Source organism: Sorangium sp. So ce128 (assembly GCF_051525245.1).
Classification (GTDB): Bacteria; Myxococcota_A; Polyangia; order Polyangiales; family Polyangiaceae; genus Sorangium; species Sorangium cellulosum_B.
Genome location: NZ_CP150313.1, coordinates 1,162,304 through 1,184,768 on the forward strand (window position 1 = coordinate 1,162,304; position 22,465 = coordinate 1,184,768).

General features: G+C 73.7%; 6 protein-coding genes. 5 read left to right on the forward strand and 1 reads right to left on the reverse strand.

Annotation, left to right across the window (positions count from 1 at the left end; all coding sequences use genetic code 11):
* The first annotated feature begins 454 nt into the window (after positions 1 to 454).
* The gene (locus WME82_RS04535; protein WP_437865964.1) at positions 455 to 1,204 is read left to right on the forward strand and encodes a hypothetical protein; all 750 of its coding nucleotides are present in this window, start codon (positions 455 to 457) and stop codon (positions 1,202 to 1,204) included.
* A gap of 52 nt (positions 1,205 to 1,256) precedes the next feature.
* Here the strand turns inward: WME82_RS04535 and WME82_RS04540 are convergent, their stop codons facing one another.
* A complete protein-coding gene (locus WME82_RS04540; RefSeq protein WP_438041817.1) occupies positions 1,257 to 3,836 on the reverse strand; it encodes an ATP-binding protein in 2,580 nt (859 codons plus the stop codon).
* 312 nt (positions 3,837 to 4,148) lie between these two features.
* Between WME82_RS04540 and WME82_RS04545 the strand changes: the two genes are divergently transcribed.
* From WME82_RS04545 to WME82_RS04560, 4 genes are all read left to right on the forward strand, one after another.
* Positions 4,149 to 4,919, forward strand: coding sequence for an SDR family NAD(P)-dependent oxidoreductase (locus tag WME82_RS04545; RefSeq protein ID WP_437865992.1), 771 nt, complete (start codon positions 4,149 to 4,151; stop codon positions 4,917 to 4,919).
* 235 nt (positions 4,920 to 5,154) lie between these two features.
* Positions 5,155 to 6,804 (forward strand): PfaD family polyunsaturated fatty acid/polyketide biosynthesis protein, encoded by a 1,650-nt coding sequence (locus WME82_RS04550; protein WP_437744313.1) that lies wholly within the window; start codon positions 5,155 to 5,157, stop codon positions 6,802 to 6,804.
* Between the two features lie 26 nt (positions 6,805 to 6,830).
* Positions 6,831 to 14,606 (forward strand): SDR family NAD(P)-dependent oxidoreductase, encoded by a 7,776-nt coding sequence (locus tag WME82_RS04555; protein ID WP_438041818.1) that lies wholly within the window; start codon positions 6,831 to 6,833, stop codon positions 14,604 to 14,606.
* Between the two features lie 11 nt (positions 14,607 to 14,617).
* Positions 14,618 to 22,465 (forward strand): beta-ketoacyl synthase N-terminal-like domain-containing protein, encoded by a 7,848-nt coding sequence (locus tag WME82_RS04560; RefSeq protein ID WP_438041819.1) that lies wholly within the window; start codon positions 14,618 to 14,620, stop codon positions 22,463 to 22,465.

The following is a 22,465-nucleotide window of genomic DNA, read 5'->3' on the forward strand; positions in this document are numbered from 1 at the left end:
GCCGCCGACGGATCTGCCAAAATCCGTTGCCGTCGCGCCGCTGGCTCCGAGCCAATCTCCGGCCGCCCCAGGGCATCCAAGCCGCCATGCCCGTCCCCTACCGCGACGGCGTGGAGACCGGAGGCCCGCCACGACCAGATCGTCGAGGGGCTCTCGGCCGTCAAGGAGAGGGTGGGAGAGCTCGAGGGCCTGAGGCAGATCGAGCCCCGGCTCGAGGGCGAGCTTGATGCGGTGCGCTGCCGGCTCGAGGGGTCGCGGGGCGCCGTGGCCTCCTTCCCTCCTCATCATCAATAAATGACGAGATCTCTCGTCACAAATAAATGACAGATCGCTCGCCGCAAATAAATGACAGATCCGATGTCGCGCTGCCGCTGGCGGCATCGAGAGCGTTCGGCGCGAAGCGGGCGCCGCTCCTCGTCCAGCTGTGCTATTTCGCGATCATGCGGAGTCGGTCATGAGCCTGGGCGACCTGGTCGACGACGTCCCCGAGGACCCGCTCATCACCGGCGCGGTCCAGCGTGCGCTCGTCGCCTATGCGGCGGTTCTCCCCGCGGATGTCCTCCGTGACGTCGAGATGCTCGCCACGAGGACGCTGTTCGTGCACCCGCTCGGGATCTCGTTCGTCGCCCGGCTCGCCCCCGGGGTCCGCGTCGAGGTGGACATGGGCGACGATCTCGCCGAGCAGGCGCAGCAGGGGTTCGCGGTCGGCGAGATCATGATCTCGATGATGCGCGTGCTCCGCAGGCGGTCGCGCGAGCGGGGCGAGCGTCGCTTCTTGATGCCCGAGACGCCGATGCTCATGCTGCAAGCGTTCCTGGGCTACTTCAACCCGGACCCGGCGCTCTGGACGATGGGCGATGACGCCGTGCGCGGCGCGCTGGATCGCCTCTGCGAGGCCGTCGTCGGCCTGTTCTTCACGGGCCTCGTCGTCGATGTGCTGGAGAGCCCATCGTCGCTCGACGACTGGGGGGAGACCGGCCTCGCGCTCTCCGCGGTGCTGCCGGCCATGGCCGCAGCGCTCCACGGCGCGAGGGCCCGGCTGTCCAGGCGCGACCGGCACGCGCTGGAGACCTACGATGCCTGCGGCTGGGATCCGGCGCGGCTCGAGCGCCGGCTGGGCGGCGGCCCGGAGCCCGCCCGTCCGGCGTTCTTCGCGCTGGGTGCGGCGCTCGCCGCGGAGCTCCGCGCCTCGCCGGCGAGCTGACCCCGCGTGGCCGGCGTGGCCGGCGTGGTCGACGTGGACGCGCTCCCTCGCCTCACTCCGCCCCTTCCGTTTGCCGCGCGGGCAGCCACATGCGCACCGTCGTGCCCTCGCCCAGCGCGCTCTCGATACGGATGCTGCCGTGGTGCTCCTCGATGAACCGGTGCGTCAGCGACAGCCCGAGCCCGGTCCCTTGCCCGGGCGGCTTCGTCGTGAAGAACGGCTCGAAGATGCGGCTCAGGTCCTCGGCGCGGATGCCGCAGCCGTGATCGTGCACGTCGATCTCCACGCCGTGGATGTCCCCGCGCGGCAGCGGGCGAGCCTCGACCACCACGGCGCTGCCGTGCGGGCTGGCGTCGAGCGCATTGCCTATCACGTTGAGCAAGGCCGACTCGAGCTGCGATGCGTTGACGAGCACCTCGGGAAGCTCCGATGAGGTGCCGTCCGCCTCGAGGTGGACCCTGCGCTCGCGCGCCCGCGGCGCGGACAGGTCGACCGCGCGGCGGAGCGCCGCGCGCACGTCGCAGGGCTCCCGGCCGATCGGCTTGCCGCGCGCGTACTCGAGCAGCGCCGTCACGAGATCCGAGCACCGGATCGCCTGCCGCTCGATGGTGCTGAGCGCCTTCAGGAGCGAGGCCTCGTCGGGCAGGCCATGCCCCTTCCGGTGCCGCCTGAGCAGCAGCTGGGCGTTCATCAGGATGGCCGACACCGGGTTGTTCATCTCGTGCGACAGCCCCGCAACCAGCGTCCCTATCGCCGCCATCTTGCCCGCCTGGAGGAGCTCCTGCTGCGTCTCCGAGAGCCGCTCCAGCGCCGCCGCGAGCTCGCCGTTCTTCGCCGCGAGCTCCAGATAGGCGCGGTGCAGCCGCTCGGCGGCGCGGACTCGCGCCCTGAGCTCCAGGGGGTCGAACGGCTTGCTCATGTACTCGTCGGCGCCGACGTCGAGCCCCCCCACGGCCTCCGCGCCGCTCGCCCTGGCCGTCAAGAGGAGGACCGGGATGTCCCGGAGCGCGGCATCCCCCTTGAGACGCCTGACCAGCTCGAATCCGTCCATCTCCGGCATCATCACGTCCGAGACGATGACATCGGGCCGCTTCGCCGCGATCGACTCGAGCGCTTCCCGGCCGTTCGTCGCCAGGACGATCTCGTGTCCAACCGACAGGATGTCCGCCAGGTACGATCTCATGTCCGGGTTGTCTTCCACCACGAGCACGCGCGGCCCCTCCGCGCCGCCGTCGGCGCGGGGCGCGACCGCGGCGGGCAGCGGAGGCACCTCGAAGCCGCGGAGGTTGACCGACGACGGGGGAGGCTCGAAGGCACCCGCGCCGTTGAGCGATCTCGGCGGCTCGGGCGCGGCGGTCGCCCGCCGCGCCGCCAGGAAATCCGCGGCGCGCGGGAGCCGCACGAAGAAGCGAGAGCCGACCCCGGGCTCGCTCTCCACGCCGACCGTGCCGCCCATGAGCTCCGTGAGCTCCTTGGCCAGCGACAGCCCGATCCCCGTCCCCTCGTGCTTTCGCGTCGCCGAGGCGTCGATCTGCTGAAACCGTCGAAAGAGCAGGTGTCTCCTGTCCGCCGGGATGCCAGGGCCGGTGTCCTCGACCGAGAGCTCGAACAGACCATCGAGCGCCCGCAGGTCGACGGTGACGCGCCCGCCAGGCGGGGTAAACTTCAGCGCGTTGCCCAGCAGGTTGAGCGCGATCTTCTCGAGCTTGCGCCGATCGGCGGGGACCCTCCGCAGCTCGGGATCCACGTGAATCGAGAGATCGAGCCCGCCGCGCGCCGCCGCCGGGCGAGCCTCCTCCACGATGTCCGAGACGAGCTCTCCGACGTCGACGGCCTCCCAGTCGATCTGCATCTTGCCGGCCTCGATCTTCTGGTGATCGAGGACATCGTCGACCAGCCGGCGGAGCCGCCGCCCGCTGCGCTGGATGAGCTCGAGGTCCGCCCGTACCCGCAGCGAGAGCGGTTCGTCCCGGTTGGACAGGAGCGACTCGAGCGGTCCGAGGATGAGGGAGAGCGGCGTCCGGAGCTCGTGGCTCATCATCGTGAGGAACTCTCCCTTGGCGCAGGCCGCGGCGTCCGCCGCCTCCTTGGCCTTCTGGAGCTCGATCTCCATCCGTTTGCGCTCGGTGATATCCGCGTAGATCCCGAGGATCCCCGTCACCTCGCCCCGCTCGTCGCGGATGGGCACCTTGCTGGTGAGCAGGAATCGCTGCTCGCCGTCCGGGCGGAGCAGCGGCTCCTCGACGTCGAGGACCGGGGTGCCGCCCTCCATGACCTCCCGGTCGATGCGCACGAAGCACTCTGCGTTCTTGCTGCCCCACACGTCGAAATCGGTCTTGCCGACGAGGTTCTCCAGCACCTTCGTGTTGGTGTCGTTGAGGAAGTTCTGATTTCCTCCGAGAAACCGTCCATGACGGTCTTTCCAGAAGATGGCGTGGGGGACGTTGGCGATGACGTACTTGAGCACCGCCTGCTGCTGGTCGACGGGCGCCGGCGTCCATTCCTGGGCGGCGGTGCCAGTCGAGGCCTCGTCCGGCGGCGCCACACGGGGCGTCCGCGCGCGTGCTTCGCGCGTCCGACGGGCCGTGAGGAGCCTGCTGATCTTGGCAGAGAGGCGGTAGAGACGTCTCATCGTCGTATCGTCACAGGAGCATAAGGCGAGCGCGGGCGACATCAAACCTGCTCAGCACCGGGACGCCGCGGTCGAGCGCGTGCGGTCGTGTAAAATGACGCCCGAGCAGGCTGGCGCGTCGGATCCGCCGCTCACCTCGCCGCTGGGCGCTGTGGTAGCGCCTGGTGTCGGTCCCGTCGAGCCCTCCCGGCGGCGCTGGCCTGCGCGTCGCTGGCCTCGTCCCACTGGCCCTGAACCCCACGAACCCCACCAGCTCTGCACTGGCTCCTGCGCGCGGCGGCTCCACCGTGCTACAGGAGAGGAGGTACGCCCATGGTGGAGGGAGTCGCGCTCATCACCGGAGCGGCGTCGGGTATCGGCGCTGCGACCGCGCGCAAGCTGTCGCAGACCGCATCCGGCCTGGTCCTGATCGATCGGCGCCGCGACGCGCTCGACGCCCTCGCGGGCGATCTCCGCGGGCCGGAGCTCCTGCTGCGCGAGGCCGACGTGGGGGACGACGCCGCGTGGGTCGAGATCGAGGCGGCTGTCGAGGGTCGCTTCGGGAGGCTCGACCATGTCGTCGCGAACGCCGGTATCGCCCACGGCGCGCCGATCGAGGAGACGTCGTTTGACGACTGGCGGCGGGTCCTCTCCGTGAACCTCGATGGGGTCTTTCTGACGCTCCGGACGGGCCTTCGTCTGCTCAGGAAGACCGGTCGTGGCGGGACGGCTGTCGTCGTCTCCTCGATCGCGGCGGTCAAGGCCGAGCCGGGGATCGGTGCTTATGGGGCATCCAAGGCCGGCGCGGCGCAGCTGGTCCGCGTCGCGGCGAAGGAGGGGGCGCGCGACAAGATCCGGGTGAACGGCGTCCTGCCCGGCGGCGTCGAGACGCCGATCTGGGCCCAGGCGCCCTTCTTCCAGGCGCTCGTCACGACGGCCGGCAGCGAGCGCGCCGCGTTCGATCAGATGGCGGCGATGTCGACGCCCCTGGGCCGCTACGCGAGCGCCGACGAGATCGCCGGGCTCATCGCGTTCCTGCTCTCCGACGCCTCTGCCACCATGACTGGCGCGCTCCTCGTCAGCGATGGTGGCTACTCTCTCTAGAGCGTCGGGCCCGTCGCCGGTGCGGTGAGCGCCGCGCTGCGGCGCGTGTGACAGATACGAAACAAAGGCGCGGTGCGTCACGAGGGCGCGTCAGGCCCGCAGGAGCCGAGGGAAAGCGCTTTCATCGCCTGGTGAAGGCGTCCGTCCCGCCGTTGCGCCGTGACCGAACCATTACCGCGGGCCGCTCACGACGGGTGTTATAGAGGCCGTGCTTGTCATTAGGAGGCAGCCCAGCATGATTGAGGATCCGCAGGTCATCCGCAGCGCCGGCCTCCAGCCGATCGGCATCTGGCGCAGCGGGCCCTGGCTCCCCGCGTTCACATCGACAGATCTGCGGGAGGCCGTCTCCTGCGTGCGAGAGCCGGTGCACGTGGTGCGTGAGACGCCGGATGGGCGCGTCGGCGTGTCCCGGGGCGGCGCTGTCCTCCGCGAGGATCAGGTCAACGGGGTCCCGACGTTCCCGCTCCTCGGAACGCTGCCCGCCCTGTACCCGGAGTGGCTCGGAGACCGCTCCTTCGTCGAGGTCCACGGCCTGCGCTTCCCCTACGTGGCCGGCGCGATGGCGAACGGCATCCACACCACGCGGCTCACGATCGCGATGGCCAAGGCAGGCATGATGGGGTTCTTCGGCGCCGCCGGGCTCGGGCTGCACCGGATCGAGCAGGCGATCGACGAGATCTCGGCGGCGCTCGGGACGGACGGCCCCACCTGGGGCTGCAACCTCATCCACGCTCCGAACCAGCCCAGGCTGGAGAGCGACACGGTGGAGCTCTACCTGAAGAGGGGAGTCCGGCGGGCCGAGGCGGCCGCCTACATGGGCCTGAACCCGATGGTCGTGCGGTTCGCCTACAGCGGCGTCAAGCGCTTGCCCGACGGCCGCGTCGACCGGAAGAACCACCTGTTCGCGAAGATCTCGCGCCCGGAGGTCGCCGCGCGCTTCCTGTCGCCCGCGCCGGCCGAGATCCTCGACACCTGCGTTCGCAACGGGTGGCTCACCCGCGACGAGGCGGAGCTCGCGCGGAGCCTCCCGGTCGCCGAGGACATCACCGTGGAAGCGGACTCCGGCGGTCACACCGACAACCAGCCCCTCGTCGCGCTGTTCCCGGTGATCCTCGGCGTCCGCGACGAGCTCGCGGCGAAGTACGGGTATCACCGGCCGATCCGCGTCGGCGCCGCCGGCGGCCTCTCCACGCCGGAGTCGGTCGCCGCCGCGTTCGCGCTCGGGGCGGCGTACGTGCTCACGGGCTCGGTCAACCAGTCGTGCATCGAGTCGGGCCTGTCCGACGAGGGAAAGAAGATGCTGGCCCAGGCCGATCTCCCGGACGTGGTGATGACGCCGGCCGCCGACATGTTCGAGCTCGGCGTGCAGGTCCAGGTGCTCAAGCGCGGCACGATGTTCGGTGTCCGCGCGCAGCGGCTCTACGACCTCTACGTCGCCCACGACTCCATCGAGTCGCTGCCCAGCGACGTGCGCGCGCGCATCGAGAGGGAGCTGTTCCAGATGTCGTGCGACGAGGTGTGGGCGGGCTGCGAGCGGTTCTTCGCCGAGCGCGACCCGGCCGAGCTCGAGCGCGCCGCGCGCGAGCCGAAGCACAAGATGGCGCTGATCTTCCGCTGGTATCTCGGCATGTCCAGCAAGTGGGCGATCGCCGGGGACCCGAAGCGCCGCGCCGATTACCAGATCTGGTGCGGCCCGGCCATGGGCGCGTTCAACCGCTGGGTCAAGGGGTCGTTCCTCGAGGACCCGGCGCGCCGCACCGCGGTCCAGGTCGCGCGCAACCTGCTCGAGGGCGCGGCCGTCGTCACGCGCGCGCAGCAGCTCCGGACGTACGGCGTCCCCGTGCCGAGCGCCGCATTCCACTTCACTCCTCGCCCGCTCGCCTGAGCGCCTGACCACCTGCCGAGGTCCTCATGCACCCTTCGTCTTCGCGTATCCCGCACATCGCCGTCGTCGGCGTGAGCGCCATCTTCCCCGGCTCGGTCGACGCGCACGGCTTCTGGCGCGATATCCTGTCCGGGACAGACCTTATCACGGATGTCCCGAGCACCCACTGGCTGGTCGAGGACTACTACGATCCCGACCCGTCCGCCCCGGACAAGACGTATGCGAAGCGCGGCGCCTTTCTCAAGAATGTGCCGTTCGATCCGCTCGAGTGGGGCGTCCCGCCCTCGATCGTTCCGGCGACGGACACGACGCAGCTGCTCGCGCTGATCGTGGCGAAGCGGGTCCTGGAGGACGCGGCTCAGGGGCAGTTCGAGTCGATGAGCCGCGAGCGGATGAGCGTGATCCTCGGCGTCACCTCCGCGCAGGAGCTGCTCGCCTCGATGGTGAGCCGGATCCAGCGGCCGGTGTGGGCGAAGGCGCTCCGGGATCTCGGGTATCCGGAGGACGAGGTGAAGCGCGCCTGCGACAAGATCGCGGGCAACTACGTGCCATGGCAGGAGTCGAGCTTTCCGGGCCTGCTCGGGAACGTGGTGGCCGGGCGCATCGCGAACCGGCTCGACCTCGGCGGGACGAACTGCGTGACCGACGCGGCGTGCGCGTCGTCGCTGTCGGCGATGTCGATGGCCATCAACGAGCTGGCGCTCGGCCAGTCCGATCTCGTGATCGCGGGCGGCTGCGACACGATGAACGACGCCTTCATGTACATGTGCTTCAGCAAGACGCCCGCGCTGTCGAAGTCGGGCGATTGCCGGCCGTTCTCCGACAAGGCCGACGGCACGCTGCTCGGCGAGGGCATCGCGATGGTGGCGCTCAAGCGGCTCGACGACGCCGAGCGCGACGGAGACCGGGTCTACGCGGTGATCCGCGGGATCGGCTCGTCCTCGGACGGGCGGAGCAAGAGCGTGTACGCGCCGGTGCCGGAAGGGCAGGCGAAGGCGCTCCGCCGGACGTACGCCGCCGCCGGGTACGGCCCCGAGACCGTGGAGCTGATGGAGGCGCACGGCACCGGGACGAAGGCCGGCGACGCGGCCGAGTTCGAGGGCCTGCGCGTGATGTTCGACGAGTCGGGGCGCGAAGACCGCCAGTGGTGCGCGCTCGGCAGCGTGAAGTCGCAGATCGGCCACACCAAGGCGGCGGCCGGCGCGGCCGGCCTGTTCAAGGCGATCATGGCGCTGCACCACAAGGTGCTCCCGCCGACCATCAAGGTCGACAAGCCGAACCCCAAGCTCGACATAGAAAAGACCGCTTTTTATCTCAACACCCAGGCGCGGCCGTGGATCCGGCCGGGGGACCACCCGCGGCGGGCGTCGGTGAGCTCGTTCGGCTTCGGCGGCTCGAACTTCCACGTGGCGCTGGAGGAGTACACGGGCCCGGCGCCGAAGGCGTGGCGGGTGCGGGCCTTGCCGGCGGAGCTGTTCCTCCTGTCGGCGGACACGCCGGCGGCGCTCGCGGATCGCGCGCGGGCGCTGGCGAAGGAGGCGGAGGTGCCCGAGATCCTGCGCTTCCTGGCGCGGGAGTCGGTGCTCTCGTTCGACGCGTCGAGGCCGGCGCGGCTCGGGCTGTGCGCGACGGACGAGGCGGATCTCAGGAAGAAGCTCGAGCAGGTCGCGGCGCACCTCGAGGCGAGGCCGGAGCAGGCGCTCTCGGCGCCGCTCGTGCACTGCGCGAGCGGGGAGGCGCCGGGGCGGGTGGCGTTCCTGTTCCCGGGGCAGGGGAGCCAGTACGTCGGGATGGGCGCGGACGCGCTCATGACGTTCGACCCGGCGCGCGCGGCCTGGGACGCGGCGGCGGGCGTCGCGATCGCGGACGCGCCGCTGCACGAGGTGGTGTTCCCGCGGCCGGTGTTCTCGGACGAGGACCGGACGGCGCAGGAGGCGCGGCTCCGCGAGACGCGGTGGGCGCAGCCGGCGATCGGCGCGACGAGCCTCGCGCACCTCGCGCTGCTCGCGGCGCTCGGGGTGCGGGCCGAGGCGTTCGCGGGCCACAGCTTCGGCGAGATCACGGCGCTGCACGCGGCCGGCGCGCTGTCCGCGGCGGACCTCCTGCGCGTGGCGCGGCGGCGCGGCGAGCTGATGGGCGCGGCGTCGTCGGAGCGGGGCGCGATGATCGCGGTCCCGCGGGGGATCGACGAGGTGCGGGCGCTCGGCCTCGGCGGCGTGGTGATCGCGAACCACAACGGCCCGAAGCAGGTGGTGCTGTCGGGCTCGGTCGCGGCGATCGAGGCCGCGGAGGAGCGGCTGAAGGGCGTCGGGATCCAGGCGCGGCGCCTCGACGTGGCCGCGGCGTTCCACTCGCCGCTCGTGGCGGAGGCGAGCGCGCCGCTCCGCGAGTTCCTGGCGGGCATCGCGGTCGAGGCGCCGGCGGCGCCCGTGTACAGCAACGCGGAGATCGAGCCGTACGCGGGCGGCGGCGACGCCGCGCGCGACCGGCTGGCGCGGCAGCTCGCGGAGCCGGTGCGGTTCGTGGAGGAGATCGAGCGGATGTACGCGGACGGCGTGCGCACGTTCGTCGAGGTCGGGCCGGGCTCGGTGCTGACGAACCTGGTCGGCGACATCCTGAGCGGCCGGCCGCACCGGGCGCTGGCGCTCGACCGCAAGGGCAAACACGGCGTGACGAGCCTGCTCGAGGCGGTGGCGCGGCTCGCCGTGGCCGGGGTGCCGCTGGACGCGCGGGTCCTGTGGGAAGGCTTCGCGGCGCCGAGCGATCCGCGGGCGCTGCCGAAGCCGAAGCTGGCGCTGCAGATCAACGGCAGCAACTACGGGAAGCCGTACCCGCCGCAGGGGGGCGCGAAGGCGCTGCCGGCGGCGAGCCCGCCGCGGGCGGCGCAGAAGCCGGCGCCGGAGGCGGCGCGGGCGGTGGCGAGCGCGCCGCGGCCGGTGGTGAGCGCGTCGGCGTCTGCGGTGAGCGCGCCGGCGCCTGCGGTGAGCGCGCCGGCGCCTGCGGTGAGCGCGTCGGCGTCTGCGGTGAGCGCATCGCGTTCGGCAGTGAGCGCGCCGGCGCCTGTGGTGAGCGCGTCGCGGCCGGTAGTGAGCGCGCCGGCGCCCGTGGTGAGCGCGCCGGCGCCTGCGGTGGCGAGCGCGTCGGCGCCTATCGTGAGCGCGTCGCGTTCGGCAGTGAGCGCGTCGGCGCCCGTGGTGAGCGTGCCGCAGGCGGTGGTGAGCGTGCCGCAGGCGGTGGTGAGCGCGCCGGCGCCTGTCGTGAGCGCATCGCGGCCGGCGGCGAGCGCGTCGTGGCTGGCCGCGTACCAGGAGGCGCAGCGCGCCACGGCGGAAGCCCACAGCGTGTACCAGCGCACGATGGCCGAGAGCCACATCGCCTTTCTCCAGGCCGCCGAGGCGTCCTTCTCAGGGCTTGCCGCGCTGGCGACCGGCGCTCCGTACCCGGTCGCTCCGACGACGGTGTCCGAGGTACGGCCTCCGCCGGTTCTCCTCGCTCCGGTGCATGTGGGGCCTGTCTCGGAGGCATCCCTACGGCCCGCAGGGGCGCCGACCGCGCGCTCCGGCGAGGGCAGGAGCAACGTGGCCCTGGACGGCCTGAACGGTGCCGGCGGGGAGCTCCATACGCCTGTCGCGCTGCCGGCGCAGGCGGCGCCTGCCGTGACAGCGAAGGTGGCGGTTGCAGCGCCCGCCGTCACCGCAAAAGCGGCCGCCTCGGCGCCTGTTGCGGCGGCGAAGACCGCAGCCGCGACGCCTCCGATGGCAGTGTCTACGGCCGTCACCCCGCCTGCGGTCGCCGTGGCAACGCAGGCGGCGGTCGCCGCTGCGCCGCGTGTCGACATCGAGCGGTTGGTCCTCGACGTGGTCGCGGACAAGACGGGATACCCCGTCTCCATGCTCGGGCTGCAGATGGAGCTGGAGAGCGATCTCGGCATCGACAGCATCAAGCGGGTGGAGATCCTGTCCTCGGTCCGTGACAGGACGCCTGGGCTGTCGGAGGTCGATGCCTCGGCGCTGGCGCAGCTGCGCACGCTGGGGCAGGTCGTCGACCACCTCCGCGCCTCGCTGCCGGCCGCCGGGCCGGCTGCCAGCGCCAGTCCGGCGGCCGTCGCGCCCGCCGCGAAGGCGTCTGCCATCGCGGCGTCTGCCATCGCGGCGTCTGCCATCGCGGCGTCTGCCATCGCGGCGCCTGCCGTCGCTTCCGGCGCGGCGCCTGGCGCGGCCGAGGTGGAGCGGGTGGTGATGGCGGTCGTCGCGGAGACGACGGGCTACCCGGCGGAGATGCTCGGGCTTCAGATGGAGCTGGAGAGCGACCTCGGCATCGACAGCATCAAGCGGGTGGAGATCCTGTCGGCAGTTCGGGACCGGACGCCGGGGCTGTCGGAGGTCGACGCTTCGGCGCTGGCGCAGCTGCGCACGCTGGGGCAGGTCGTCGACCACCTCCGCGCCTCGCTGCCTGCTGCCAGCCCCAGTCCGGCGGCCGTCGCGCCCGCCGCGAAGGCGTCTGCCGTCGCGGCGCCTGCCGTCGCTTCCGCCTCTGCGCCTGGCGCGGCCGAGGTGGAGCGGGTGGTGATGGCGGTCGTCGCGGAGACGACGGGCTATCCGGCGGAGATGCTCGGGCTTCAGATGGAGCTGGAGAGTGATCTCGGCATCGACAGCATCAAGCGGGTGGAGATCCTGTCGGCAGTTCGGGACCGGACGCCGGGGCTGTCGGAGGTCGACGCTTCGGCGCTGGCGCAGCTGCGCACGCTGGGGCAGGTCGTCGACCACCTCCGCGCCTCGCTGCCTGCTGCCAGCCCCAGTCCGGCGGCCGTCGCGCCCGCCGCGAAGGCGTCTGCCGTCGCGGCGCCTGCCGTCGCTTCCGCCTCTGCGCCTGGCGCGGCCGAGGTGGAGCAGGTGGTGATGGCGGTCGTCGCGGAGACGACGGGCTATCCGGCGGAGATGCTCGGGCTTCAGATGGAGCTGGAGAGTGATCTCGGCATCGACAGCATCAAGCGGGTGGAGATCCTGTCGGCGGTCCGTGACCGGACGCCCGGACTGTCGGAGGTCGATGCGTCGGCGCTGGCGCAGCTGCGCACGCTGGGGCAGGTCGTCGATCACCTCCGCGCCTCGCTGCCGGCCGCCAGCGCAAGCTCGGCGATCGTCACGCCCACCGCCGCCGCCGTGCCTGCTATCGCAGCGCCTGCCGTCTCGTCGGGCGCGGCGCCTGGCGCGGCCGAGGTGGAGCGAGTCGTGATGGCGGTCGTCGCGGAGACGACGGGCTACCCGGCGGAGATGCTGGGGCTGCAGATGGAGCTGGAGAGCGACCTCGGCATCGACAGCATCAAGCGGGTGGAGATCCTGTCGGCGGTCCGCGACCGGACGCCGGGGCTGGCGGAGGTCGACGCGTCGGCGCTGGCGCAGCTGCGCACGCTGGGGCAGGTCGTCGACCACCTCCGCGCGAGCCTCGGTCCCGCCGCTGTCACCGCCGGCGCTGCCCCGGCGGCGCCCGCCGAGGAGCCGGCCTCCGCGCCCCTCGGCCGGTGGACGCTCGTCGAGGAGCCGGCGCCCGCCGCCGGCCTCACGATGCCCGGCCTCTTCGACGCAGGCACCGTCGTGGTCACCGGCCACGACGCGATCGGCCCCGCGCTCGTCGCGGTCCTCGCGGCGCGCGGGATCGCCGCCGAGTACGCCCCCGCCGTGCCCCGCGGCGCGCGCGGCGCCGTGTTCCTCGGCGGCCTGCGCGAGCTGGCCACGGCCGACGAGGCGCTCGCCGTCCACCGCGAGGCGTTCCTCGCTGCCCAGGCGATCGCGGCGAAGCCGGCCCTCTTCGTCACGGTCCAGGACACCGGCGGCGACTTCGGCCTCGCGGGCTCGGACCGAGCCTGGGTCGGCGGGCTGCCGGGCCTCGTGAAGACCGCGGCGCTGGAGTGGCCCGAGGCGTCCTGCCGCGCGATCGACCTCGAGCGCGCCGGCCGCTCGGACGGCGAGCTCGCGGAGGCCATCACCTCGGAGCTCCTGTCCGGCGGCGTCGAGCTCGAGATCGGCCTGCGCGCGGACGGCCGGCGCACCACCCCGCGCAGCGTCCGGCAGGACGCGCAGCCCGGGCCGCTCCCCCTCGGGCCGTCCGACGTGGTCGTGGCGAGCGGCGGCGCCCGCGGCGTCACCGCTGCGACGCTGATCGCGCTCGCCAGGGCCAGCCACGCGCGGTTCGCGCTGCTCGGCCGCACCGCGCTCGAGGACGAGCCGGCCGCCTGCCGCGGCGCCGACGGCGAGGCCGCGCTCAAGGCGGCGCTCGTCAAGGCGGCGACCTCCGCGGGCCAGCGGGTGACCCCGGCGGAGATCGGCCGGAGCGTCGCGAAGATCCTCGCGAACCGCGAGGTCCGCGCGACGCTCGACGCGATCCGCGCCGCCGGCGGCGAAGCCATCTACGTCCCTGTCGACGTGAACGACGCGCGGGCGGTGGCCGCGGCGCTCAACGGCGTGCGCGGCGCCCTCGGCCCCGTCACGGCGATCGTCCACGGCGCCGGCGTGCTCGCCGACAAGCTCGTCGCCGAGAAGACGGTCGAGCAGTTCGAGCGCGTGTTCAGCACGAAGGTCGACGGCCTCCGGGCCCTGCTCGGCGCGACCGCGGGCGACCCGCTCAAGGCGATCGTCCTCTTCAGCTCGATCGCCGCGCGCGGCGGCAACAAGGGGCAGTGCGACTACGCGATGGCGAACGAGGTCCTGAACAAGGTCGCGGCCGCCGAGGCAGCCCGCCGCCCGGGCTGCCGGGTGAAGTCGCTCGGCTGGGGCCCCTGGCAAGGCGGCATGGTGAACGCGGCGCTCGAGGCCCACTTCGCGCAGCTCGGCGTGCCGCTCATCCCGCTCGCCGCGGGCGCGAAGATGCTCCTCGACGAGCTGTGCGACGCATCGGGAGATCGCGGCGCGCGCGGGCAAGGCGGCGCCCCGCCCGGCGCGGTCGAGCTCGTGCTCGGCGCGGAGCCGAAGGCGCTCGCGGCCCAGGGCAACGGCGGCCGGGTCGCGCTGGCCGTCCGCGCGGACCGCACGACGCACCCCTACCTCGGCGATCACGCCATCAACGGCGTCCCCGTGGTGCCGGTGGTGATCGCGCTCGAGTGGTTCGCCCGCGCCGCGCGCGCGTGCCGGCCGGATCTCGTCGTGACCGAGCTCCGCGACGTGCGGGTCCTGCGCGGGATCAAGCTCGCGGCCTACGAGTCCGGCGGCGAGGTGTTCCGCGTCGACTGCCGCGAGGTGAGCAACGGCCAAGGCGCGGTGCTCGCGGCGGAGCTGCGCGGGCCGCAGGGGGCGCTGCACTACGCGGCGACCATCCAGATGCAGCCGCCCGAAGGGCGCGTGGCCCCGAAGGGCCCGGCCGCGCCGGAGCTCGGCCCGTGGCCCGCCGGCGGCGAGCTGTACGACGGCCGCACGCTCTTCCACGGCCGCGACTTCCAGGTGATCCGGCAGCTCGACGGCGTGAGCCGCGACGGGATCGCGGGGACGGTCGTGGGCCTCCGCGAGGCCGGCTGGGTGGCCCAGCCGTGGAAGACCGATCCGGCGGCGCTCGACGGCGGGCTGCAGCTCGCGACGCTGTGGACGCAGCACGTGCTCGGCGGCGCGGCGCTCCCGATGTCCGTGGGCGCGCTGCACACCTTCGCCGAGGGGCCGTCCGACGGCCCGCTGCGCGCCGTGGTGCGCGGGCAGATCGTGGCCCGCGATCGCACGAAGGCCGACATCGCGTTCGTCGACGACCGCGGCTCGCTCGTCGCGGAGCTGCGCGACGTGCAGTACGTCCTGCGCCCCGACACGGCGCGCGGCCAGGCGTGATCGAGGCCAGCGTGTTCGAGCCCATCGCGATCGTCGGCCGCGGGTGCGTCCTCCCGGGCGCGCTCCACCCCGCGGCCCTCTGGGACAACGTGCTCGCCGGCAGGGACCTCCTGTCCGCCGCGCCCGACGGCCGCTGGCGCCTCTCGCGTGAGCGCGCGCTCGCGCACGTCGCCCGCGGCGCGCGCGACGTGCGCGACGCGAAGGACCGCGCGTGGAGCGACCGCGGCGGCTACGTCACCGGGTTCGACGAGCACTTCCGCCGCGTGCTCGCCAGCGACCCGTTCCCGCGGCGGGGCGGGCCGCCCGAGTCCCTGCTCGCGCTCGACCCGCTCTTCCAGTGGGTGCTCCACGCGGGCCGCGAGGCGCTGCGCGAGGCGGGGCACGAGGGCCGGTCCGACCGCGCGGGCGCGGTGCTCGGGAACCTCTCGTTCCCGTCGTCGGCGATGTCGGCGTGGGTCGAGTCGACGTGGCTCGGCGATCTCGCCGGCGTCCCGCGCCCCGATCCGCGCAACCGGTTCATGTCGGGGCTGCCCGCCCACCTGCTGGCCGACGTGCTCGGCCTCGGGGCCGGGGCGTTCGCGCTCGACGCCGCGTGCGCGTCGTCGCTGTACGCGATCGCGCTCGCCTGCGAGCGGCTGCAGGACCGCGAGGTCGACCGGATGCTCGCGGGCGCTGTGTGCCGCTCGGACGACCTCTTCATGCACATCGGGTTCTGCGCGCTGTCGGCCATGAGCCGCACCGGGCAGAGCCGCCCGTTCTCGTCGGAGGCCGACGGCCTGGTCCCGGCGGAGGGCGCGGCGTTCGTGGTCCTGGAGCGCCTGTCGGACGCGGAGGCCGCGGGCAGGCCGATCCTCGGCGTGATCCGCGGGATCGGCCTGTCGAACGACGGCCGCGGCCGCGGCCTCCTGGCGCCCTCCGTCGAGGGCCAGCTGCGCGCGATGCGGGCCGCGTACGCCATGGCGGGCCTCGATCCCCGCGAGGTGTCGCTGCTCGAGTGCCACGCGACGGGCACGCCCCTCGGCGACGCGACCGAGATCGCGACCCTCAAGGAGGTGTTCGGCTCCCGCGACGTCCCGCTCGGCTCGCTCAAGTCGAACCTCGGTCACCTCGTCACGACGGCCGGCGCGGCCGGGCTCCTCAAGCTGCTCGGCGCCATGGCGGCCGGCGTCCGCCCGCCGACGTTGCACGCCGATCCGCTGAGCGAGGCGGCGGCCTCGAGCCCCTTCCGGGTGCTGCAGCGCGCCGAGCCGTGGGAGGGGCGGCGGCTCGCGGGCCTGTCGGCGTTCGGGTTCGGCGGGAACAACGCCCACCTCCTCGTGGAGGCGTACGAGCCGTCCTCGCCGAGGGGCCGCGCGGCCCACGCCGCGCCGCAGCCCGCCGCAGAGGCCTCGCGCGCTGTCGCGGCCGCGCATCCCGCGCCGGCAGGCCCCCTGGCCGTGGTGGCCATGGGCCTGTGCGTCGGTGAGCTCAGCGGCGTCCGGGCCTTCGCGGAGCCGCTCCTCTCGGGCCGCGGCGCGGATCCCCGCCGGGCGGCGGTCGCGCTGCCCGCGGATCGGCTCCGGTTCCCGCCGCGCGATCTGCAGCAGGCGCTCGCCCAGCAGACGCTGCTGCTCGAGGCGGCGATCGAGGCCACCGAGGGCCTCGCGCTGCCGCGCGATCGCACCGCCGTGCTGATCGGCATGGGCGCCGACACCGAGGTGTGCCGGTACATGACGCGATGGCGGCTCGCCGAGACGGCGCCGGCGCGGCTCGGTCCGTCGGTCGACGTCGGCGCGCTCCAGGACGCGATCATCCCTGCGCTGCAGGCGGCGGGCGTCGTCGGGAACATGCCCAACATCCCGGCGAACCGGCTGAACAGCCAGCTCGACGTCGGTGGACCGTCGTTCACGATCGCGGCCGAGGAGCTGTCCGGCCCCTGGGCGCTGCGCGTCGCGTCCCGCGCCCTGCGCGCCGGCACGGTGGACGCGGCGATCGTCGGCGCGGTGGATCTCTCGTGCGAGCCCGCCCACGCGGCCGCGCTCGAGGCGCTCGGCGTCCGCCTGCCCCCCGGCGACGCCGCCGTGGTGCTCGTGCTCGAGCGCCTCGACGACGCCGTCCGGGAGCGGCACCCGGTCCTGGCCGTGGTCGTGGACGAGCCGGCCGACCCTGGCCTCGTGCTGTCGTCCACGGATCTCGCGCCGCGGTTCGGCCACGCGCACGCGGCCTCGGGCCTGCTGCACGTGGCCGCCGCGGTGCTCGCCTGCCGTCACGGCCGCAAGCCCGACGGGGCGCCGTGGTCCGACGAGATCCGGATCGCCGAGGTCCGCTGCGCCGGCCTCGGCGGCGGCTCGCTGTCGGTCCGCATCGGGGCCGGCGGCCCCGCCGCGCCGCTCCCGCCGCCGCGATCGGCGGAGGGGCCGACGCTGACGCTCCCCGCCCACCCGCCGGCGATCGTCGTGCCCGGCGCGGCCTCCTGTTCATCCCCCGGAGACTCCATGGAACCTGCGCCGCCTCTGCCGTCCGCTCTCGACGACCTGCCGCCGCTGTACCCCGGCCCCACGGGGTTCTCTGCCGCCGACGCGGATCGGGCGCCGTCCTGGGACGAGCCGCCGCCGGTCGGGCCGGCGGTCGTCACGGCCGTCGCCGCGAGCCTCGCGGAGGAGCCGCCGCCGGTCGGACCGGCCGTCGTCGCGGCCGCTGCCGTGGACATCCCGGGCGACGTGATCGCCGGCGCCGCGGCGTTCACCGTGCAGCTGGCGCAGATCCACAAGGAGTGGGCGGAGCAGCAGGCCCAGGTCCACCGTCGGTTCCTTCAGATGCGGCAGCGCGCGCTGGACTCGCTCGTGCAGGCGTCGCCGGGCGCGGCCGCGGTGGTGGTCGAGGCCCCCTTGGCGCTGGTGCCTCACGCCGCGCCGGTCCGTATCGAGGCCCCGCGCCCGGTCGAGGCGCCGCGTCCCGCCGCTTCGCCGCGGCCGATCGAGGCGCCGCCTCTCGCGCGCATCGAGGCGATGCGCCCTGCCGCTGCGCCGCAGCCGATCGAGGCGCCGCGTCCGGTCCGCGCCGAGCCACCGCAGCCCGCCCGCGCCGAGGCGCCGCGCTCGTTCGAGCCGCGCGTCGTCGAGGCGCCGCGCCCCTCCGCCGCGCCGCCGCCTGCGCCGCGTTTCTCCGCCCAGCCGGTGCTCTCCGCGGCGCCTTCCGTTGCGCCCCGCGGCCCCCGGTTCAGCCGCGAGCAGCTCGAGCACCTCGCCTCGGGCCGGATCTCCGACGTGTTCGGCCCGCTCTTCGCCCGGCAGGACGCCTATCGCCGCCAGGTGCGCATGCCCATGCCGCCGCTCCTGCTCGCCGATCGGGTCACCGGGATCGACGCCGAGCCCGGCTCGATGAAGCTCGGCACGATGTGGACCGAGACCGACGTGCGGTGGGATTCCTGGTACCTGCACGACGGCGCGATGCCGGCCGGCGTCATGATCGAGAGCGGCCAGGCCGACCTGCTGCTCATCAGCTGGCTCGGCGCGGACTTCGAGAACAAGGGCGAGCGCGTCTACCGCCTGCTCGGCTGCGAGCTCACCTTCTACGGCGGCCTGCCGCGCCCGGGCGACACGCTCGTCTACGACATCCACGTCGACGGGCACGCGAAGCACGGCGACGTCCGACTGTTCTTCTTCCACTACGACTGCCGGATCGGCGGCGAGCTGCGCCTGAAGACGCGCAAGGGCCAGGCCGGCTTCTTCACCGACGAGGAGCTCGCGAGCTCCGGCGGCGTCCTCTGGGACGCGGACACCGCCGAGCACGCGACGACCGCCCGCCTCGATCCGCCCCGGATCGCGTGCGGGAAGTCCGCGTTCGACCGGGCCGACCTCCTCGCGTTCGCGGCCGGCGACGGCGCGGCGGCGTTCGGCCCCGGCTTCGATCGTCTGAGCACCCACGTCAGGACGCCGCGGATCAGCGCCCCGCCCATGCTGTTCTTCGATCGCGTCGACGTGTTCGATCCGGCGGGCGGCCCGTGGAAGCGCGGCTATCTCCGGGCCACGCTGCCGATCACGAAGGACGGCTGGTACTTCGAGGGCCACTTCAAGGACGACCCCTGCATGCCGGGGACGCTCATGTTCGAGGGCTGCCTGCAGGCGCTCGCGTTTTACATGGCGGCCATGGGCTTCACGGTGGACGCGGACGGCTTCCGCTTCGAGCCCGTGCCGGAGATCCCGTACCTGCTCCGCTGCCGCGGCCAGGTGGTCCCGACGAGCCGCGTGCTCACGTACGAGGTGTTCGTCGAGGAGGTCCACGACGGCCCGTGTCCGACGGTGTTCGCCGACTTCCTGTGCACGGTCGACGGCCTCAAGGCGTTCCACGCCCGCCGCGTGGGCCTGCGCCTCAGCCCCGACTGGCCGCTGACGAGCGCCCCCGAGCTGCTCGACGGCCACGTCGAGCCGGTGCCGGTCGCGCGCGTCCCCTGGTCCGAGACGGGCGCGCCGCCGCCGGACGGCGCCGTCTCGGCGGGACACGCGGACGCCGGCGGCTTCCCGCTCGATTACCGGAGCCTCCTCTCGTGCGCCTGGGGCAGGCCGTCGGACGCGTTCGGCCCGCTCTACCGCAGGTTCGACGGGGGCCAGCACGTCGCCCGGCTCCCGGGGCCGCCGTACCACTTCATGAGCCGGGTCCTCTCGGTCTCGCGCCCCATGGCGTCGATGAAGGCCGGCGCCGAGGTCGAGGTCGAGTACGACGTCCCGGAGGACGCGTGGTACTTCGACGAGAACGCGAGCCTCACGATGCCGTTCGCGGTGGTGCTCGAGGCCGCGCTCCAGACGTGCGGCTGGCTCGCGAGCTACGCCGGCTGCGCGCTCTCGACCGACGGCGCGCTGTACTTCCGCAACCTCGACGGCAAGGGCACGCTGCACGCCGAGGTCCTGCCGGTGCTGGCCGGCGGCGCGCTGCGCACCCGATCGCGGCTCACGAACATGTCCCGATCGGGCGGCATGATCATCCTCTCGTTCCGGGTCGAGTGCAGCCTCGGCGGCGCCCGCGTGTACGACCTCGACACGGTGTTCGGCTTCTTCCCGAAGGCCGCGCTCGCGACGCAGATCGGGATCCCGCCGAGGCCCGAGGAGGTCGCCGCGCTCGATGAGCCGTCCGATTTCGAGGTCGATCTCCGCGAGCGCCCCGCGCGGTACTGCGGCGGCAAGCTCGGGCTCGCGCGGCCGTCGCTGCTGATGATCGACCGGATCGACGGCCTGTGGCAGGCCGGCGGCCGGAAGGGGCTCGGCCGGCTCCGCGCGCGGCGGGACGTGCACGCGTCGGAGTGGTTCTTCAAGGCTCATTTCCTGGGCGATCCCGTGCAGCCAGGCTCGCTCGGCATCGAGGCGATGCTGCAGACGATCCAGTTCTGGATGCTGCACCAGGACCTCCACGCGGGCCTCCGCGACCCGCGGTTCGAGCCCGTGATGACGGGGCACGAGCACTCCTGGCGGTACCGGGGCCAGGTGCTGCCGGCCAGCCGGCGGGTGACTGTCGACACCGACATCCTCGAGATCGGCCGCGACGATCGCGGGCCCTACGTCATCGCCGAGTCCTACCTCTGGGTGGACGGCCTGCGCATCTACGGCGCGACGCTCGGCGTGCGGATCGTCGACGGCGCCTCGCCGCGGGCGCGGCGCGACGTCGGCTTCGACCCGCGCGCGAGCGCGCGCCGCCTCGCCTCGCTCCCGGGCGCCGTGGGCGGGAGCCCGCGCCTGCGCCCGCAGGAGCAGCCCGCGGCGAAGGCCGCGCCGGCGCCGGCGCTCGACGACGTCGAGGAGGTGCTCGACCCGGACGGGTGGGTCGCGGACCACCGCCCCACGTGGACGGTCCCGGCGCTCCCCGGGATGAGCATGGTCGACCGGCTGGCCGGCGCCGCGTTGCGGGCGCGCCCGGGGAGCGTGGTCGTGGCCGTGGAGGACGTGGTGGTGCAGCGCTGGCTGCCCGTGCCGGGGCCGGTGCGCGTCAAGGCCGAGGCGACCGGATCGGGCGACGTCCTCGACGTCCGGCTGCTCGCGTGGCGCGAGGCATCGAACCCGGCGCTCTCGCGGTTCGAGCCCGTGTGCACCGGCCGCGTGCGGGTGGCCCGTGACTACCCGCCCGCTCCGGCGCCGGAGCCGGCGCTCGACGCGCCGGAGGCGGACGATCCGTACGCCGCGGGGACGCTGTTCCACGGCCCTGCGTTCCAGTACCTGACCGCGCTCCGCCTCGGCGCGCGCGGGTCATCGGCGGTGCTGGACCCTGCGAGGGGCTCGGTGGCTCCCGGCACGCTGCACCAGGGCATGCTCGACGCGCTGACCCACACCATCCCGCACGACCGGCTGTCGCTGTGGGATCCGGAGTGCCCGCCCGCCCAGATCGCGTTCCCGTCGCGCATCCCGTCGCTCCGCCTGTACGGGCCGGCGCCCGGGTCGCCGGTGCGCGTGGAGGTGCGTTACGAGGGCCGTGACGATCGCTTCGTCTCGTTCCGGGTGCAGGCCATCGCAGAGGCCGGGGCCGCGGCGGGAGAGCGCGTCTGGCTGGAGCTACGGCTGGTCGAGGTGCTGCTCCCGCAGGGGCCGATCGGCGGTGCGCCTCCCGGGATCCGCCGGGCGTTCCTGCGCGATCGCGCGCCGGTCGACCTCGCTGTCTCGCGGGTCGACGCGGCGTCGGGCGAGGCGCGCTGCAGCCCCGCCGACGTGCGCACGATGGACTGGATGCCCGGCACCGTGGCGCAGCTCTACGCCGCGTCGGGCGACCTCGTCGAGGCGGCGGCGGTGAAGGATCACGTCGCGCGGCGCGCGGGCGTGCACCCGTCGACCGTGTCCCTCGCCGGTGTCTCCTCGGCGCAGCCGCTCACGCGCTGGCCGTTCACCGTGGCGCGCGAGGGCTCCGAGGTCGTGGTCCGCGACGCGGGCCCGCCCGTGATCGACATCGAGCCTGTCCGCCGCTACTGGGGCGCGGCCATGGGCATCGGCCGGTGGCCGGCGGAGGACCTGTACTTCGGCCTCATCGAGCGGTTCATCCGCCGGGTGCACGTCGTCGATCCCGAGGCGTTCCGCGCCGTGAAGGGCCGGAGCCTGCTCTACCTCGGCAACCACCAGGTCGGCGTGGAGTCGCTGCTGTTCGGCATCGCCGTGTCCGGCCTGACGGAGGTCTCGACGGTCACGCTGGCCAAGGCCGAGCACCGGACGACGTGGCTCGGCACGATGCTCGCGCACTGCTTCGCGTACCCAGGCGCGCGCGATCCGAAGGTGATCACGTACTTCGATCGCGAGGACAAGGCGTCGCTCGGGAGCATCATCGCGGAGCTCGGGGCCGAGATGCAGGGGGCCGGCAAGGGCGTGATGGTGCACGTCGAGGGCACGCGGTCGCTCGAGTGCCGCACGCCGGTGCGCAAGATGAGCGGCTCGTTCATCGACATGGCGCTCGCGGTGGGCGTCCCGGTGGTGCCGGTGCGCTTCTCCGGCGCGCTGCCGCCGGAGCCGCTCGAGCGGCGGCTCGAGTTCCCGCTCGGCATGGGCCTGCAGGACATCTGGATCGGCCGCCCGCTGCTGCCCGAGGAGCTCGCGGGGCTGACCTACAAGGATCGCAAGGACCTCGTGATCAGCGGCATCAACGGGCTCGGACCGAGCAACGCGGTCGAGCAGCCGTTCCCCGGGGATCCTGCGTTCGCGGCGTCGGTGGACGCCTGGGTCGAGGAGGCGGGCGTCGCGCACGAGGACGCGACGGTCTTCCGGGTGCTGCAGGCGTGCGCCGACCCGACGCCGGAGACGGCGGCGATCCTGGAGGCCGCGCGCACGGGGCGGCTCGTCGCGCCCGACGCGCGGCGGGCGGACTGGCTGCGGAAGCTCGCCGCGCGGCTCCTCGGGAGGCGGCTCGGGGGGTGA

Coding starts and splice junctions, on each gene's coding strand:
- WME82_RS04545 (WP_437865992.1), top strand. CDS start 4,149: ATGGTGGAGGGAGTCGCGCTCATCACCGGAGCGGCGTCGGGTATCGGC.
- WME82_RS04555 (WP_438041818.1), top strand. CDS start 6,831: ATGCACCCTTCGTCTTCGCGTATCCCGCACATCGCCGTCGTCGGCGTG.
- WME82_RS04550 (WP_437744313.1), top strand. CDS start 5,155: ATGATTGAGGATCCGCAGGTCATCCGCAGCGCCGGCCTCCAGCCGATC.
- WME82_RS04535 (WP_437865964.1), top strand. CDS start 455: ATGAGCCTGGGCGACCTGGTCGACGACGTCCCCGAGGACCCGCTCATC.
- WME82_RS04540 (WP_438041817.1), bottom strand. CDS start 3,836: ATGAGACGTCTCTACCGCCTCTCTGCCAAGATCAGCAGGCTCCTCACG.